This window comes from Ectothiorhodospiraceae bacterium BW-2 (genome assembly GCA_008375315.1).
GTDB lineage: Bacteria > Pseudomonadota > Gammaproteobacteria > Thiohalomonadales > Thiohalomonadaceae > BW-2.
Map to the genome: position 1 here is coordinate 513541 of CP032507.1, position 16896 is coordinate 530436.

The following is a 16896-nucleotide window of genomic DNA, read 5'->3' on the forward strand; positions in this document are numbered from 1 at the left end:
GTCTAATAACATCAATTATTCCCTACCTGGCAAGGGGCGATCTTCCCGGATCGTGCGTTGCCATTCGGCAGGATCTGCGATATGAGCCAGAGCATTCCGATCAGCCATGCGCTGAAGAATCACCGCCATCGGTTGTCCTTGATTGCTTTTTAATGCGGACTGCGCTTGTAAAGAAAGCCCCTCTTCTTGTGCAATTTGTGTCAGCAAGGCTTGCATAAGCTGAAACTTTTCGGAATGCGGTAAAGCTTGAACGAGCGGCAGGACTTTTTCTATCGACATCTTCTATATCCTTGTGGTTGGTGGCGGCCTCTGGCACCCAGGCGCACAGGGGTTTGCCGGCCAGGGGGTGATGTTTTTCTTCGGGATGCTTTTGGAGCCGCCGCGGAGGGGGATGCACTTTCTCTTCGGCATTGGCTTCCCGGGCGATGTGTTCGTTGAGGCAGCGCATATACCAGGAGAGGTCATAGAGTCGTTGCCGGTAGAGGGCTATCTGCTCTGCTACCCATTGCAATTCCGCTTCAACCATGGAGTCTCGTTGTGGCGATTGGTATTTCTGAATCAGATAGCTACCACTGAACAGCATGTAGGTCGGGTTAGCGTAGCGTAACCCGACGGCCTCTACTCCGGCTAAATTGACTCTCGGTTTTTCGGGCATCGGGCGTCACTGTCGTTGAGTTAAGGGGACGGTGAAATTGTAACAAAATTTAATTCGTTTCTGACCCCATTTATTTCTAAGCTTCCCACCACAGAGCAGGGTAACTTCTTGAATCTCTATGTGGTGATGGATCTCTACAGCCGTTTTATTGTGGCTTGGATGGTCTCAAGGAAGGAGAATAGTGAGCTCTCCAAGCTGTTAATCAGTGACGCAGCGGCTCGCTATCGGGTCGCGCTCAGTGGCTTAACACTGCATCAGGATAGAGGTGTGCCGATGACCGCCAGAGGCTATCTCGACTTGATGGCCGAACTGGGGATCACCTGCTCCCACAGCCGTCCACGAGTCAGTAACGACAATCCGTTTAGCGAGAGTCAATTTAAAACACTCAAGCAACAACCCGATTATCCTCAACGATTGACAGGAGTTGACCATGCCAGAATATGGTTTAGTGACTATGTTGACTGGTACTGTTTCCACCACCACCATCGAGGGATTGCGTGGTTCACTCCAGAGCAGGTATTTACCGGTCGTTACAAGGAGGTTAGCGAGCAGCGTGAACAGGCGCTGAAGCAGGCCTATCAGCAGCATCCGAAACGCTTTATTCATGGTGAGCCCAAGGTTAAGCAACCCCCTACTGAGGTATGGATTAACCCCGCTCTACCGGAGGAGGGGGTGGGGTCGCTGGAGGTCAACTATCCAACCCTGAATAGAGCGAAGGAGAGATGAGTGACGGTGCCGCTAGTGGGTCTATCGTCGATGGCTTTAGCCGGTTGTGGTGGCTGAATGACAGAGCGTTATCCATAGCCCGCCCCCCGGAGACCCCCTTATTATCGTAGGGGGGCGGGCTGTGGGTAACGCGGTGCAGGAGGGAGGTTCCTAGATTAGGGGTTGCAGTTCGCCTTGCAGCTCCCCCTTGCTGAAGGGCTTGGCTCTTGCGGCAAAGGGCCATGAGGGTCATGTTCGCTCCTTGTTGCGTCATGACTCAACATAGGCGAAATTTGCCGGTGAGGGCAGTGGCAATCACCGGCTAGATTTAGAGCTTTATTTTTTTAACAACTGGTCTCAAATTGCTTGACAGCTTCCGCATCCGCGCAGGCTATCGCCGATGGGTTGCGGACAGATACATGATCTACTTCCGCGTAACCGACTACGGAATTGCAGTCATTCGCATATTGCACACTCGCATGGATTCGCTACGCCACTTGTAACTTGATGCACAACGCGTAACCCGACAGCGAAGTTGCAGCGCAGCCTCCCTTCCACCACTACACGCTGCAACCCTACGCCGCATTCGCCAACACCCTTTTTGCCATACCAATGCCGCGCAGATATTTGCATTGGCGCCGCTCGGAAAGTTGCACCAATGAATCAGGTCGTCCCACCGCTGAGCCAAACTCTTTGAGCAAGGTGCTGGCATAGCGGATGAATCGTTCTCCATCAAAGCACGTAGGTCGGGTTAGCGTAGCGTAACCCGACGGCCTCTACTCCGGCTAAATTGACTCTCGGTTTTTCGGGCATCGGGCGTCACTGTCGTTGAGTTAGGGGGACGGTGAAATTGTAACAAAATTTAATTCGTTTCTGACCCCATTTATTCCTCGTTCCTTTAGGACAACTCGCCGCTGCCTCTTTTATAATCGGCTCTAGCAGCATCGGGTGCGAACTGCGTCGCTTTACATTAATAAGTGATAGACTGAAAAAGCACAATCCGGGTACCGTCTTGCCATATATTGAAGAAAAAAATCGTTCCAAGCCATATGTTTTTTTACCCGATTTCGTGACCACAACCTCATCCGCAGCCATCACCCATTCGGTATCCTCTCCTAAAAGATGGCTCTGAAACAGCGACCAATTCAGTTGTGGCCAATTAATCGTGCTATGAAAAAAACGCTGAAGTGTACGATAGCTTCCCCCTCGACCGCTCCAGCGGGAAAGTCCCAACATGGTGACTCGGCCTGTCATCGACAGCATCGCTTCAGCGATTCGAACTAAACGACGCTGATTTGTTTTTCCTAACTCGTAGTTTAAACAGGTTAAAAGTAGCATAATGTCTGGCATGGGCTGGGGCTCCGGTGTTCGCTTGTTGTTTGGTCACTTAAGCTTATCACCTTAGCCCCTCGCCCTCCTCATTTTTTTGGCGAAGGTATTGCCATACCGCTAAAGATTACCTAGCGGTTGTTGCCGCGTTGAATAATGTGTGCCGCTACTCCGGCTAAATTGACTCTCGGTTTTCTGGGCATGGGCTTTCACTGTCGTTGAGTTAAGGGGACGGTGAAATTGTTTGTAGTGGCCTATCGCCTTAACGAACTTCATTCAGCAAATCGGGGTGACGATCCAGAACTCTGAGCAGTTTGACCAAGGCGAGAGGCGGTTTGGTCTTACCGCTCTCGTATCGCGAGAATGCATTAACCCCCCCACCGAAGATTTCGGCCGCTTCCTTCTGACCAAGGTTAAGTTTCTTGCGCACGGTGACAATGAAAATGGGGTCAACAATCGTCGAATTGACCTGCCGATTGAAATCCTGCATTTCACGCATGACACGATCCGTCTCAGCCATATCGGTGACAGACTCATCGCATGCCGGGCAGAAATCCCCCGTAACAGCGGGGATTACTGTGGATTCACCTTTGTAGATGTAAGTGATGTCGCGAGTATCGTGGATTAGTTCCGCTGCGCCGCAAACAGGACATTTCATGTTCATAGCTCCTTAAAAGACACTATTAGCACATCATCAATGACCGTTAGTTTCAGGTATACAGCGCCCGCCTTTGTAGTCCCAGCTGCACACATCTGACCCCTTTTATTCCGGCTGCACTCCATACAACCAACTCCCTCCCTTACCACAGATAAAGCTCGGACAATCTTTAACTAGGGGATCGGTACCATAGAGCTGCTCTTCGCTATCACTGAAGCCGTCGTTGTCGTCATCGCTATCGGCGTTGTTGCCGGTACCATCGCCATCGGTATCGATTGACTCAGTACTATCTAACGGGAAGAGATCAATGGAGTCGTTGACACCATCGTTATCGCTATCGGCCTTGAGTGGATCGGTGCCGAGCTGCTGCTCTTCGATGTCTGATAGACCATCATTATCGTCGTCAGTATCGATGCTATCAGGAGTGCCGTCGTTATCGGTATCTAATGTCGCTGTTGTGGGTTCTGTGTAGCGCCGTGTACCGTAGCGGTAGGCTAGGTATTGTTGGAGTGTTGTGAGCCCGGCTGCAGCTTCCACAATGACGGTACGAGTCACTGGTGCTGCGGCATTGCCAGCTGCATCGCTGACACGATAGGTCAGGGTGTACTCTCCTGCCGTTTGGGTGTCAACGCTACCTGTCACGACTATCGCGTTGGTTAGGTCGCCATCGACATTATCTGTGGCGGTTGCCCCCTGCTCTTGATAGCTCTCATTGATATTTATGGTGAGTGGATTATCTCCTAGTAGAGTCATCAGTGGCGGCTCTTCGTCCTGGGCCGGATCGGTGCCGTTTTGATGTTCTTGCAGGTTAGTCACCCCATCACCATCGATATCACCTGCTGCATCAGCGGCATCGAATGGATTCATGCCGTAGCTGATTTCGGCGCTATCGGCAATACCGTCGCCATCGCTATCTTGCCACCATACGCTATTGTCTGGAAAAGCATCACAAACATCACCATGACCATCCTCATCACTATCCATTTGGTTTGAGTTGAGTGAGTAGGGGCAGTTATCTGCATTATCAGCAATGCCATCGCCATCAAAATCGGATAGATTCAGTTGAGCAGTCGGGTTTGACTGTTGATAGTCATTTTTACCCCAGCAGATTAGCTCACCGGTCTGCTCTATGGCACAACTGTGATCGTAGCCTGCTCCAATCGAAATGGGATGGGTTAACTCTGGTACTGTTATCTGTCCAGAGCTGTTATCCCCCCAGCAGCTCACCCCTGAGTCATCCAGCGCACAGCTATGGTTAATGCCTAATGCCAAGGCGATCGGGTTTGAGAGTGTAGGCGCACTACTCTGTCCATAGTAGTTATTACCCCAACAGATAACGGTGCCCTCATCGATGGCGCAGCTATGGAAGCCACCAGCCGCAATCACGGTTGGGTGAGTTAGCTGAGGCGGGGTAGCTTGTCCAGAGGAGTCCGCTCCCCAGCAAACGACCCCATTGGCTTCAATGGCACAGCTATGGCTGTAACCACTGGCTATTCGTCTCGGGGCTGTTAAGCTGGGTATATCGAGCTGACCGGAGCTGTTGTCTCCCCAGCACTGCACGCCGCTCGCATCCAAGGCGCAACTAAAGTCCCTGCCTACGGCTATATCTGTCGGATTAGACAGTGTTGGTACGGTGGTCTGACCGTTGCTATTGTCTCCCCAGCAACTGACGCCATTTGTATCGAGCAGACAGCCATGACCTGAGCCATTGATCTCAAATTTGATCGGCTGTTCAACGGTAGGTTTTGTTGAAATCACGCCGTAGTTATTGTAACCCCAGCAGGCGAGCTGAGTTGCATCCATCGCGCAACTTGTAATCCACGATCCATTCACCTGATAACGGGGCTGCAATGGCAAGTGGCCGAAATAATATTCATCCCGATCACTAGCGCCGTCGCCATCACTGTCGCTTAAGTAGAGATGATAGCTACCAAGGGTTATCTCTATTGAATCGATTAAATTATCATTATCGTCATCATTATCGCTGTTATTACCGATACCATCACTATCGCTATCTAACCACTCAGTACTATCAGTCGGAAAGGCATCGATACCATCCGCTCTATTATCGCCGTCACTGTCCCAGTTAAGCCAATTAGTGAGCTGTTGCTGCTCTATTGAATCACTTAATCCATCGCCATCAAAATCGGCTAGATTCAGTTGAGCAGTCGGGTTTGACTGTTGATAGTCATTTTTACCCCAGCAGATTAGCTCACCGGTCTGCTCTATGGCACAACTGTGATCGTAGCCTGCTCCAATCGAAATAGGATGGGTTAACTCTGGTACTGTTATCTGTCCAGAGCTGTTATCCCCCCAGCAGCTCACCCCTGAGTCATCCAGTGCACAGCTATGGTTCATGCCTAATGCCAAGGCGATCGGGTTTGAGAGTGTAGGCGCACTACTCTGTCCATGGTAGTCATTACCCCAACAGGTAACGGCACCTTCATCGATGGCGCAGCTATGGTAGCCACCAGCCGCAATCACGGTTGGGTGAGTTAGCTGAGGCGGGGTAGCTTGTCCAGAGGAGTCCGCTCCCCAGCAAACGACCCCATTGGCTTCAATGGCACAGCTATGGCTGTAACCACTGGCTATTCGTCTCGGGGCTGTTAAGCTAGGTATATCGAGTTGACCGGAGCTGTTGTCTCCCCAGCACTGCACGCCGCTCGCATCCAAGGCACAACTGAAGTCTGTTCCTACGGCTATATCTGTCGGATTAGACAGTGTTGGTACGGTGGTCTGACCCTTTCTATTGTCTCCCCAGCAACTGACGCCATTCGTATCGAGCAGACAGCCATGCCCCCAGCTACCTATCTCAAATTTTATCGGCTGTTCAATGGCAGGTTTTGCTGAATTCACACCGAAGAAGTCGCTACCCCAGCAGGCGAGTTGGGTCGCATCCATGGCGCAACCTGCAACCCACGAACCACTCACTTGATAGCGTGATATTAAGGGGGAATAGCCATTATCGATCTCTAGGTTATCATTGGCGCCATCGCCATCACTGTCGCTGAGTAGGGGATGGGTCCCTAGTAATATTTCTGCTGCGTCACTAAGGCTATCACCATCGTCATCATCATCACTGTTGTTACCGATACCATCGCCATCGCTATCAAGCCACTCGGCGGGGTTTAGAGGGAAGGGATCCGCGCCGTCATTAACGCCATCGTTATCGCTATCGGCATCTAGTGGGTCGGTGCCATTTGCAATTTCAACACTATCGTCAACACCATCGCCATCATCATCGCTATCACTATTGTTGCCGATACCATCGCCATCGGTATCAAGCCACTCATTGATGTCTAGTGGGAAAGCATCCTCTCCGTCGTTAATGTTGTCGCCATCGCTATCTACTTCTAATGGATTGGTACCGATTGCTGCTTCTTGGCTATCTGTCAGGCCATCACCATCGCTATCTGTGCAGGTTGCGTTTTTAACTCCACTGCCATCGCTATAGAAGATGAAGTCACTTTCGTTACAGCCGGCATCTACATAGATGGTAAATGTTGCTAAGGTCACTGGTGTGATAGGATGCGGGGCAGAGAAAGAGGGATCGGTTGTCTCCTCTGCGTAGGGGCCAACGCTGCTTCCCCCAATAAAGCGCTCTTCTATTGATTCGGCGTGCACGGTATATTCGCCCGGTAGTAATGCAATATTAAAGCTACCATCACCCAGTTCCATATAGTCAGAGACTGTAGAGAAGATGGCATTGTCACTAATGCGTTTAAACCAGATGTTTGCTCCTAAGATAGGGGTGTCGTCGCTAGGCAGCAGGAATTTGCCTCTGACGATACCATAAGTGTTTGCAAAGTCTGGTGATGAGTATAGGTGGCTAATAGCTGCTATGTCGTCATTTTTTAGTTCGGGTGTATCACGATATGAAATGGGGTACATCACGGGGTATTCAGTGATAGGCAGCCCTTGTGTGTCATCGAGCTGAGAGTGGTCTAAACCTACAAAGTGACCTAGTTCATGGACAATGGTCTGTTTAATATCTTCTGTCGCTTTTGTTGCCATAAGGTAGCCATTTAGTACTGCACGCCCTTCTATGTAGTTTCCGGTATAGCTGCTCCAGCTAGAGCCGGCAAAGCCTAGAATAAACTCTTTTTGCCCGCTGCCTTTTAGCATGTCGATGATGGAGCCATCTGTGTCATAAATGACAGGATTCAGGCCATCCGTTGTTGTCATCATGCTGTTATAGTTAGCCGTAGTAACATCGACTTCTAGATCACTACCCCGCTGTAGTTGAATAGAGCTTGTAGGGATACTGTTCCAAATTTGCAGGCTGTCGGAAACGAGTTGATCAGCTTGTTCTTTTGGGAGCGTTCCTAATGTGCCTTGATCAAAATTGAGGCTGATTGTGGGTTGGGAGTAGGTAACGGGGGCACTGTTAAGCGATTTTAGCGGGCCTCCTGCAAAGCTGGTCGAAAACCAGAGCAGAAGGAGGAGTAAAGGGGGGGCTATTTTTAGTAATTTCATTGGTCACTACTCCTTTCCATTCTGATAAGTAGTGAGATAAATTTACCTAAGGGCATTTGGCTCCCTTCTGGCGGGGTTTGAGTCTGAGTTTCAGTCTCTTCCGGTTGGGTTTGACCCTCCTCTCCTGGCTGAATTTGACTCCCCTCTGGCGGGGTGGTGCTAAAATCGATCTCTGCTGTTAAAGAGGTTGGCACATCCATAATAAGTTCGCTAATTTCACGGCCATTGGCGACTGTTTCTGTTGTGCCGTTTTCGATAACATTAAACCGTCCTTGTGTTAAAGCTAGGGGGGAGGAGAAGCCAAGTTCTGAGGGTTCGGGGAGGAAAATCACATAACGCTTGCCCTCTTCAAAGGATACAATTTGGTCGTCTCTATGAATGCCATTGTCGTCAATGCCGTTGATTCCAAATTGTGTCAGTTGGTACTCTCTACCTAGGTTGCCTTTGATGTTATATATCACATCAAATTGAGTTCGGGTGACATAGATACCATTATTATCTTTTTCATTTTTATGTTGTAACACTCGTACATGAGCTATGTAGGTGGCGTGGTCGTATAATTTTTGCAAGCCGGCTGGTAAGACGGTTGTACTGAGTGCTACTCCATGTATGTTCAGCAGTATTAATAATAGTATCATTCGCATAGTACACCTCATTTAACTTTAACTCTAACTTAGTCTTAACTTTAATTTAGTCTTAACTTCATTTAGTCTTAACTTTAAGTGCTTTGTTGATCAATTCGTTGTCTGGTTGGGCGCTGCCGCACCCCTTTTGGGTGCAATGACGCTGGGGTTAAGTTACGCTTAGTCGTCATGCTCGCTGTTTAGCGGTACTCTCGATTTTAACGCCGTTGATTTAGGGTCTAGTATAGTCACTTCTGTAGTTTTGAGTCAAAATTATCTTTAATACGATGGAGTCTTTCATTTTGTTAATTTTAAATACCCTATTAATCTCAGTTGCTTACTTATTAATAGGGCGCGTGCTTTAGCCGAGAAAAGTAGGAGTTAGTGTACCTTAGGATCGTTTTTTGCTCAGTGGTGTTGCGTCGGTAGGGCGATTTAGGGGCGATTCTGTTGTGGGTCAGGGTCTGTCGTAACCTTACGCCACCATAGCGTAAAAAGCCCCGAAAAATTTGTTTCACTACTCCCCTGATGAACCACAGAGGAGAACAGAGATGCCGAACCCCACCCTAGCAGCCGTATCACAGGCCTTTAAAGATTGGCGGGAGAACCCAGAAAAGAGCGCGCGAAGCCGAATTCCCGAGGCGCTGCAACAACAAGCCGTAGCGTTAATAGGCCACTACCCGGTGAGCCACATACTCAAAGCGCTGCGCATCAATTACCGTCAACTCAGTAGCTGGAAGAAGAGCCGGGAGGAGAACGACACCATCCCGGGATTCATCGCGCTTGAGCCGTCAGAGCCGACTAGCGAACCTCTTTTGGCTCTCAAGTGGACGACCGAAACCACTACCGGCCGGCCATTGAGTGTGGAGGGCGAGTTATCACCGGAACAATGGCGGCAACTGCTTCCCCTGCTCAGTCAGATGGGAGCTAACTCATGATCTACCTCACAGAACAGACTCCGGTGATGATAGCGACAGCACCGGCTGATTTTCGCCGTGGCATCGACGGCTTTGTCGCGCTGTGCCAACACCAACTCGGCCAACAGCCGCGCTCGGGCACCGTGTTTGCCTTTATTAACCGCTCTAAAACGATGATTCGCCTGCTGGTCTATGAGAACAATGGCTACTGGCTGATGACCAAACGCCTCTCCAAAGGCAAATACCGGGGTTGGCCTCGCCCGGCAGAGCCGATAAGTGCGATTAAGGCACAACAACTACGCCAACTCCTCTCAAATTTGGTAAAATAGTGCCATGACAGAGTTTAAAACATTGAGTAAAACCGAGATTGAGGAGCTGATTGAGCGTGTTGAGAGAGCCATTGCAGAAGATTTGGCCCTCTCTAAAGCCGATATGCAGCTACTGTTGGGTGTTTTGTTAATGGTCACAGAGCTACAGATCTCATTGTCTCTGAAAGATGTCACGATACACAAATTGCGTAAACTGGCTGGGATAATCAGCAGCTCAGAGAAACACTCTGCGGTTATTCCTGATGGCGATGCGTCAAACGACTCGGATGGCACCCAAAAGAGCGATGCAGCTACTTCAAAACCCGACGGTAACAGCGAGTCAACCGCATCAGGCAAGCCGAAGAAAAAGCCATCGACTCAAAAAGCAGAGCGGGTGATTCGGTTGCAGTGCCATCACAACCATGATGAGCTGAAGGCGGGACAGCTCTGCCCAGAATGCGGTCATGGCCGGCTCTACATCTATCAGCCGGTGATACGGGTACGGATTCAGGGCGAGCCCCCTTTAAGTGCGGTCGAACATATTTTCGAGCGGCTGCGCTGCAATAGCTGTGGCGCCTACTTTACCGCGACCCCTACAGACGATTTTCAGCAAGATGGCGGCATGAATCAGCTCTATGGCTACAGCGCCCGGGCTATTATCGCGCTTCACCGCCACTTTGCCGGTCTGCCGCTTCACCGGCAGCAGACGCTGCAGCAGATATTAGGGGTGCCACTGACTGCGTCGTCACTCTATGACCAGACCGAGTCTGTCGCCAATGATGGCTTCGTGGTATTTAAGGCACTCAAACAACTCGCTGCTGATGCGCCCCACTTCAATCTGGATGATACACCCAACCGGATTTTGAATCAGGGCACGATTCTGAAGCCTGACAGACGGAGCGGTCAACTTAAACCCCGCAGCGGTACTTTCACTTCCGGCTTAATCGCGACACTGGAGAGTGGCCAACAAATCGTGCTCTACCAGACCGATATCGGCCATGCCGGAGAGTTGATCGATGAGATTCTGCGTCTGCGCCATCCCGGGTTAGCCAAACCCACTATCATGTGCGATGCGCTCAGTCGCAATCTGCCTACGGTGCTGGATGAAACACAGCGACACGATACATTCTGCAACAGCCACTGTAGGCGGGGGTTTGTGGATGTGGCAGAGCTGCATCCGGATAAAGTCCCGTGGGTGTTAGAGCTCTATGGCCAGGTCTGGCACCACGATACGCACTGCAAGAAGCAGAAGTATACCCCGGCAGAGCGGCTGGCTTACCATCAGCAGCACTCGCTGCCGCTGATGGCGCAGCTCAAACAGTGGGGCGAGACGCAGATTGAGAGTGGCGATGTCGAGGAAAACAGTTCGCTGGGCAAAGCAATCCGCTATCTGCTCAACCATTACGACAAGCTGACTGCCTTTTGCCGCATTGAGGGGGCGCAAATCGATAATAACATTATGGAACGTATGCTCAAGCTGGTGATTCGGGGACGGCGTAACAGCCTCTTCTTCAGAACGCTCGGCGGAGCCGGTGTTGCCGATGTCATTCTCTCTCTGGTCGCCACTTGCTATTTGGCCGGGGTCAATCCGTTTGATTACCTGGTGGCGTTGCAGCGTTATGCCCATCAGGTTAATCGTCATCCAGAGTTGTGGTTCCCCTGGAACTATCAGCAGACGCTGGCATCGTTGTCAGCTCCTCTAAAAGCTGCGGCTTAACCGAGCCTACTCCCTCCCTCTGTTTAAGTCTATCAGGCCGGCCCCGGGGCTGTCACGCTATGGTGGCGTAAGGTTACGTCTGTCATGGGTTGGTTTTGTGTGCGATGGGGTGGCGCTAGCAGAAAATTGACTCTTTTTTTAAATTTAAATCAGAGTCACTCTTGTTAAAGGGGGCTTTAAACGGTTAGGGCCATTAACAGGCTTTGTTCTTTGTTTCGCTATTTTTTGCCCCACCCATCGTGCTATGTTGCTGTGTAAGCTTACGATTTTGTGTTGCCACAGCGCAGCTTATATTCACTCTGTACCCCTGAAAATTTTTTTTATTTGCCCTTGCTAAATCGCGCAGATGTAGTTAGAGTTATTCCTAAGTTAGCGTTAAGTGTAGCGTAGCTGTCCCATATAGCTATCGTTACATTGCAATCTGACGGTAAAGTGTGGCACTAGTAGCCCGTTTCTGCTTGGTGGCAGTTGGGGGTTGCGCTTTGAGCACAGAGGTTGATGTGGATATAGATAAAAAGTGGGTCGTTGCGCTGCCGGTGGTGGCATTAGGTGGTTTTTTGGTCGGTCGGTTGAGTGTTGAGCCGACAGTGCCGATGCCATTGATGGTTGCTTCGCCCTCCCCTGCTCCGGTGAGTGTCGCTACAGCGGCTGATTCGGTGGAGGTGAGTGAGCCGGGTTGTCAGGCTACTCCAACGCCTGTGGCGTTACAGGGGGATCTCTCCTCTGCTACTCGTTTGTCTTCGTCCACTGTGGTTTCTGAGGCTGTCTCTTCATCCGTGGATGGGGGTTCGGGCAGTTCGGCTTATGTGTCGCCGTTGGGGGAGTATATTCCGGTTGATGCGTTGCCTGTCGATAGTGGCGGGCCGGTTAATGTGGGGGAGTATGTTCCGGTGGATGCCATGCCGGTCGATGTGGCGGGGTTGCCTGCGAATGTGGGTGAGTTGATTCCGGTTGATGCGGTTATGGTGGGTTATGGGGCGGGGGTGCCGGTGGCAGATCCCGAGAAAACACTGGGGAAGTTGGTTCCTGTTGATCCTGTTCTGGGTGCGCCGGTTGATCCGGCTAGTTATGCGCCGGGGGGTGGGGTTGGGGAGTTGGTTCCTGTTGAAAATATATTGTTCTAAATTATTAATTTTGTACCGATCATAAATATTGAAACAGTTTCAGGAGAATGATGATGAAAAAAACAGCTATTCTAGCTAATGCAGTACTTGCTTCTACACTATTACTCAATGCATCTATCACATGGGGGGCTAATGCTTGGATTGGCGGTATAAATGTAACCAAAATAGTTACAACTGACGGCTCCCATGGAGGATGTATGGCCGCTTTATCTATAGACCCTAAAAGTAAACTAAGTAGCTGTGGCAGTGAGTTTGTTACTTTTAGCTGTACAGGAGTAAACACAACTGTAAATAACGCAAATAATATGTTTGATACTGCTAAAATGGCCTATGCACTAAACAAACCAGTTGCTCTTGGAATTACTGATGAAAAAGGGCATGATGGTTATTGCCAAGTTTATAGATTTCATCTACTCCCCTAACATTAAGCATCAGCAACTTCCCAGCTCCATGATTAGATAGATTTTGTGCAGTCACATGATATATACTTAACGCGGTAGAGTGATGAGCTTTTCTGGTTTATAAAATATTAATAATTTCAGTTGCTTGCAGGTTAACAAAGTTTATTCACCACCCGTGCAGAGTATAAATCCAATCACTGGAGCTAAGCTGATTAGTGCTTGATGTGTTTGCGCTGTACCCGCATATAGTGTTCATTGGGAAGTAGTCCACTATACATTGTGCTTTCTGAGATACAGCGCGAGAGCCTCGTGCTTGGTTAGCCTACCGTTTTACCACACCCATATTCTCACTTTATTGGGTCGTTCCGGCTTGTAGCTATCCACAAATTGAGCACTGCCGTCTGCCGCCGTTTTCTCTGCAATCCAACAGAAGCCTCTACTGAGCCCACGATTGCCCTATCCATAGCCATTTTATGGCTGTGGTTAAATTATCGGCATTGGACATAGCGACGACTTACACTTCTATAACTTGGGAGTAAAGTGATCGGCGACAAATTCTTTGGTTCCTTATTTAATTAAGGCCACACCCGCTGAAACTGTCTTATTAGATATAAGAAATAGAGCGCCTGTTGGCTCCAAATGATATTCTACAGGCCAATCTACTACTGAATTATAGCAAAGAGAATAGTCAGGCCGAATTTTAGATATTTTTATTAACAAATTATAATTCCCACGCTTTTCTAGTATTGTATTAGCAAGCATCACATAAGAAAGCCGAGAATAATGACAATAAGTATCCCAAATTGATAGTGTGTCTGACCAGATTTGTCCGTAGCCTTCATGTATCATCACTAGATCAAGAACCGGCGAGAATATACCGATATTCTGTTGTTGGACTAATCGAATGAATACTGGTTCAGGATGATTCGATGTCAACGACACCTCTATCTTTTTAATCTGTTTTGGTGAATTTAATGGTAGATGTAATGGTGCAATCGTCAATTTTGGTCGAACATGTTTTGGTATTCGCTCTAATGCCCTAGCAACAAGGCAACAAGGATTACTAAGATACCGCAAAGCTTCCGCGATTTGTTGGGCATAGATTTGTGCCCCTTCGAGTTTAGTATGAACACCTTTAAACTTCATTTCTAAACCAGATAAGCCAACAACGCTCACTTCAATTACTGGCAAACCGTATTGCCTCGAAATTCCAATAAATTGATCATAATGCGGCAATTCACAAGCCGGGCGATTCAAAGGTTCCGGCAATAACACCGTAACAGGAAGAATTCCTGATTCAAGCAGAGTTACATAAACATAACGCTTTTCAATTTCGAGACTATTTGTTCCACGTCGAGTATCTTCAATTAGCGGTTCAATAAGACAAATATCAGGTCGCCACGCCACCACATTTGCTAAACGAACTAGCCCCCCATCAGATAAACGATTGCCAGGATAAGTAATCTGTCGAATTTCCGATACGCCAAGCCGTGCACTATACTCTCGACGCAAAACCTCAACATAACCAGTAACCTCACCAGTGATGTGATTAATAGTTTGGTGGCTAACAGAAGCGCCAAAGACAGCAAGTTTCATAGGTCAAAGCTAATCGCATTATGGATCTTATGTAGCATACAATCACTTTCATTTTCTCATAAAGTAGGATGTGGTTTTGGTTAAGCTACCACATAGCGGTTTAGTTCAACATTTTATTGTAAAGATTCAGATGCCGTTTAACAGAAGTATTGGGATCATTATGCTTTTTAGCCATTCTATGGCAACGCAACCCTCTCAAATGCGCCTCATTAGAACCAACAGCTGCAAGCGCCCAAGCAAGCCCTTCAGCAAAGTCCTTAGGATCTTCATAGCGGGCGATGAATCCTGTAATTTTGTGATCAATTAACTCCGATACATTCCCCACAGAAAAAGCCACGGCCGGTGTTCCAGAAAGCATGGATTCTACTAATGTCAATGGTGCATTATCTTCTCGTGACGGAAAAGCAAATACATCAGCTGAAGCATACACTAAAGACAATTTAGCTTCATCCGAAATATACCCCATATTATAACTTTTAATGCCCAAATCTAAACTCGAAGCTCCAAAAAAAACCCCCTCGACATTTGCTGCTTCGCCCATTTCTTTAAGGTAGCGAATGCTATTCGCTAAAATATCGCCCCCTTTGCGTCGATTATTTAGACTTTCAGCACCAAATACCACTAATTTGCTTCTCAACGGCAATCCCAACCGCAACCGTGCTACAATTTTGTTAGTAGGTGCAAATCGTTCAACTGGAAGAGCATTAGGGATCATATGCACAGCCCTATCTCTAAAAAGTGAGCTTTCACGCGCACAATCAGCTAGCCACTGTGAAGGACAAATAATATGCAAATTTTTGATTCTACCATATGCTTGTTGCTTTATTTGCCAAGCTTTGTGAGCCAAATCAGATTCATTACCTAAAAGCGGACAATTACGACAATCATTTTCATAATTTTTACATCCTTCAGAATAATGACAACCACCAGTAAATGCGTTCATATCAGCCAGCGTCCATGCAACAGGCTTGTTAGCCAAGGTCTCTGTATGATCAAAGTCAAACATACCGGAAACCCAGTGCATATGCACAATATCAACTTTATCAAAAATAAACTGAATGTCGCGAAAATCAACTATAGACCCAATATCAGAAAACATTTCACGCGCGCTCAATGTTAAAACTTTCCCTTTAGTTACTACAGCTTTATCACGCCAAATTTTGCGAATTTCAGATTCCTTCATCCGACTATAATTGGGGATAGAAAGTTTGATTTGATCGACGTAAGGAGCTTTAGTTTTAGAAAACACACAATAAAGCTCAGCCTTATGACCTATATTCCTAAGAGCCTCAATCCGCCGCATGCTGCCTATACCAGCCCCACCATGATCGCTTGTGGAAAATGTTGCGATTGTTAAGCATTTTGTATTATTTTTATCCCTAAGTTCGCATTCAGAAGGTTCAATCTGATACATTGACCAATCTAAACCTGTCCAAGCTTTAGAGCCTTTAGCTGCTTTTTCTTTTGCAAGAGCAAGTGCCGACTCACTAAATTGAGTGGATTTATAAGATTTAACTATTTTGCTTAGTCGCTCGGGAGTCAATGTATCTAAGTTTGCAAGAGAACTGACATCAGCGTTATTAATACTAGGGAAACTGCGAGCTATCATTCGGCTACGCTCTGCGAGAAGCAAATTCATTTGAGTGCTAGACACCCCAGTATTACGAAAAAACATTACTGCTTTCTTTACCTCATAATGAGTATATCCAGCTTCGAACAAGCGAGTCGTCAATGCACGATCAGCATTTATACGATAACGAGTATCGTACGGCCCTTGAGCGTCATAAATTTCTGCTGACAGAAGCATAGTTTCATGCCTGAGAGGCATGCGAAAATAAATGCCTGCATCGAAAGGAAAACTTGGCTGGAGATGCAGAAACCTCCCATTATTATCGGCATAATTAGCTAAACCTGAAACAAAATCGACTTTTTGATTTTTTTGCGCGTTTATTAACATCTCGACGCAAGAGAACACATACCAATCATCTGAATTAAGGATAAGGATATACTTTCCTTTTGCTAACTCCAATCCTTTATTCATCGCATAATAAAGCCCATCATCAGGCTCTGACACATAGTAATCAATTTGCTCATCATACCTGCGAAGAATATCTAATGTACCATCTGCAGAACCACCATCCACGACAATATATTCAATATTGCTATAAGTTTGATTGATAACTGATAGGATTGTCTGTTCAATAGTCTTAGCCGAATTAAAGCAAACAGTGATAATAGTAACTAATGGTTTATCTTCTTTACTTTGAGGAAAGTAATTATTTAGTCTTTTCCCACCTTCGCAAATACGCTTCCCCGTCAAGTCGGGGTAACGCTTGTAACGCCCTACAAATGAAGAATTCTTTGAAATAGCCATTTATAAAATTTCT

At 47.8% G+C, this 16896-nt stretch carries 12 protein-coding genes and 2 pseudogenes; 7 read left to right on the forward strand and 7 right to left on the reverse strand.

What is annotated here, in order from left to right; genetic code table 11:
• Positions 1-15 precede the first annotated feature (15 nt).
• Positions 16-279, reverse strand: a complete 264-nt coding sequence (locus D5085_02360; GenBank protein ID QEP42080.1) for a hypothetical protein — start codon at positions 277-279, stop codon at positions 16-18.
• A 13-nt stretch (positions 280-292) separates the two neighbouring features.
• Here D5085_02360 and D5085_02365 point away from each other — a divergent pair, with 13 nt between their 5' ends.
• The 3 genes and pseudogenes from D5085_02365 (at position 293) to D5085_02375 (ending at position 1863) form a co-directional block, all read left to right on the forward strand.
• Positions 293-607 (forward strand): hypothetical protein, encoded by a 315-nt coding sequence (locus tag D5085_02365; GenBank protein QEP42081.1) that lies wholly within the window; start codon positions 293-295, stop codon positions 605-607.
• A gap of 156 nt (positions 608-763) precedes the next feature.
• Entirely contained in the window at positions 764-1381 is a 618-nt protein-coding gene (locus D5085_02370) for a transposase (GenBank protein ID QEP42082.1), read from the forward strand.
• A 359-nt stretch (positions 1382-1740) separates the two neighbouring features.
• Positions 1741-1863, forward strand: a pseudogene (locus D5085_02375) (type II toxin-antitoxin system RelE/ParE family toxin).
• 316 nt (positions 1864-2179) lie between these two features.
• Here the strand turns inward: D5085_02375 and D5085_02380 are convergent.
• The 5 genes and pseudogenes from D5085_02380 to D5085_02400 all read right to left on the reverse strand — a co-directional run bounded on the left by D5085_02380 (position 2180) and on the right by D5085_02400 (position 8467).
• A complete protein-coding gene (locus D5085_02380) occupies positions 2180-2710 on the reverse strand; it encodes a hypothetical protein (GenBank protein QEP42083.1) in 531 nt (176 codons plus the stop codon).
• Between the two features lie 241 nt (positions 2711-2951).
• Positions 2952-3347: a type II toxin-antitoxin system MqsA family antitoxin gene (locus D5085_02385; GenBank protein ID QEP42084.1), complete on the reverse strand. Its 396-nt coding sequence runs from the start codon at positions 3345-3347 to the stop codon at positions 2952-2954.
• A gap of 2 nt (positions 3348-3349) precedes the next feature.
• A pseudogene (locus tag D5085_02390) lies at positions 3350-3424 on the reverse strand (mRNA interferase MqsR).
• Positions 3425-3452: 28 nt separating this feature from the next.
• Positions 3453-7823, reverse strand: a complete 4371-nt coding sequence (locus D5085_02395; protein ID QEP42085.1) for a DUF5011 domain-containing protein — start codon at positions 7821-7823, stop codon at positions 3453-3455.
• Positions 7820-8467 carry a hypothetical protein gene (locus D5085_02400; protein ID QEP42086.1) on the reverse strand — a complete coding sequence of 216 codons (648 nt, stop codon included), beginning with the start codon at positions 8465-8467 and terminating at the stop codon, positions 7820-7822. Before D5085_02400 ends, D5085_02395 begins: the two co-directional genes overlap by 4 nt.
• A gap of 530 nt (positions 8468-8997) precedes the next feature.
• Between D5085_02400 and D5085_02405 the strand changes: the two genes are divergently transcribed.
• The 4 genes from D5085_02405 to D5085_02420 all read left to right on the forward strand — a co-directional run bounded on the left by D5085_02405 (position 8998) and on the right by D5085_02420 (position 12512).
• The gene (locus D5085_02405; protein QEP42087.1) at positions 8998-9384 is read left to right on the forward strand and encodes a hypothetical protein; all 387 of its coding nucleotides are present in this window, start codon (positions 8998-9000) and stop codon (positions 9382-9384) included.
• Complete coding sequence (locus D5085_02410; protein QEP42088.1) at positions 9381-9692, forward strand: transposase; 312 nt, start codon at positions 9381-9383, stop codon at positions 9690-9692. The genes D5085_02405 and D5085_02410 overlap by 4 nt, the downstream gene beginning before the upstream one ends.
• A gap of 4 nt (positions 9693-9696) precedes the next feature.
• Positions 9697-11388, forward strand: a complete 1692-nt coding sequence (locus tag D5085_02415) for an IS66 family transposase (GenBank protein ID QEP42089.1) — start codon at positions 9697-9699, stop codon at positions 11386-11388.
• Between the two features lie 500 nt (positions 11389-11888).
• Positions 11889-12512: a hypothetical protein gene (locus D5085_02420; protein QEP42090.1), complete on the forward strand. Its 624-nt coding sequence runs from the start codon at positions 11889-11891 to the stop codon at positions 12510-12512.
• 2097 nt (positions 12513-14609) lie between these two features.
• Here D5085_02420 and D5085_02425 read toward each other — a convergent pair.
• Complete coding sequence (locus D5085_02425) at positions 14610-16883, reverse strand: glycosyltransferase (GenBank protein ID QEP42091.1); 2274 nt, start codon at positions 16881-16883, stop codon at positions 14610-14612.
• Positions 16884-16896 lie beyond the last annotated feature (13 nt).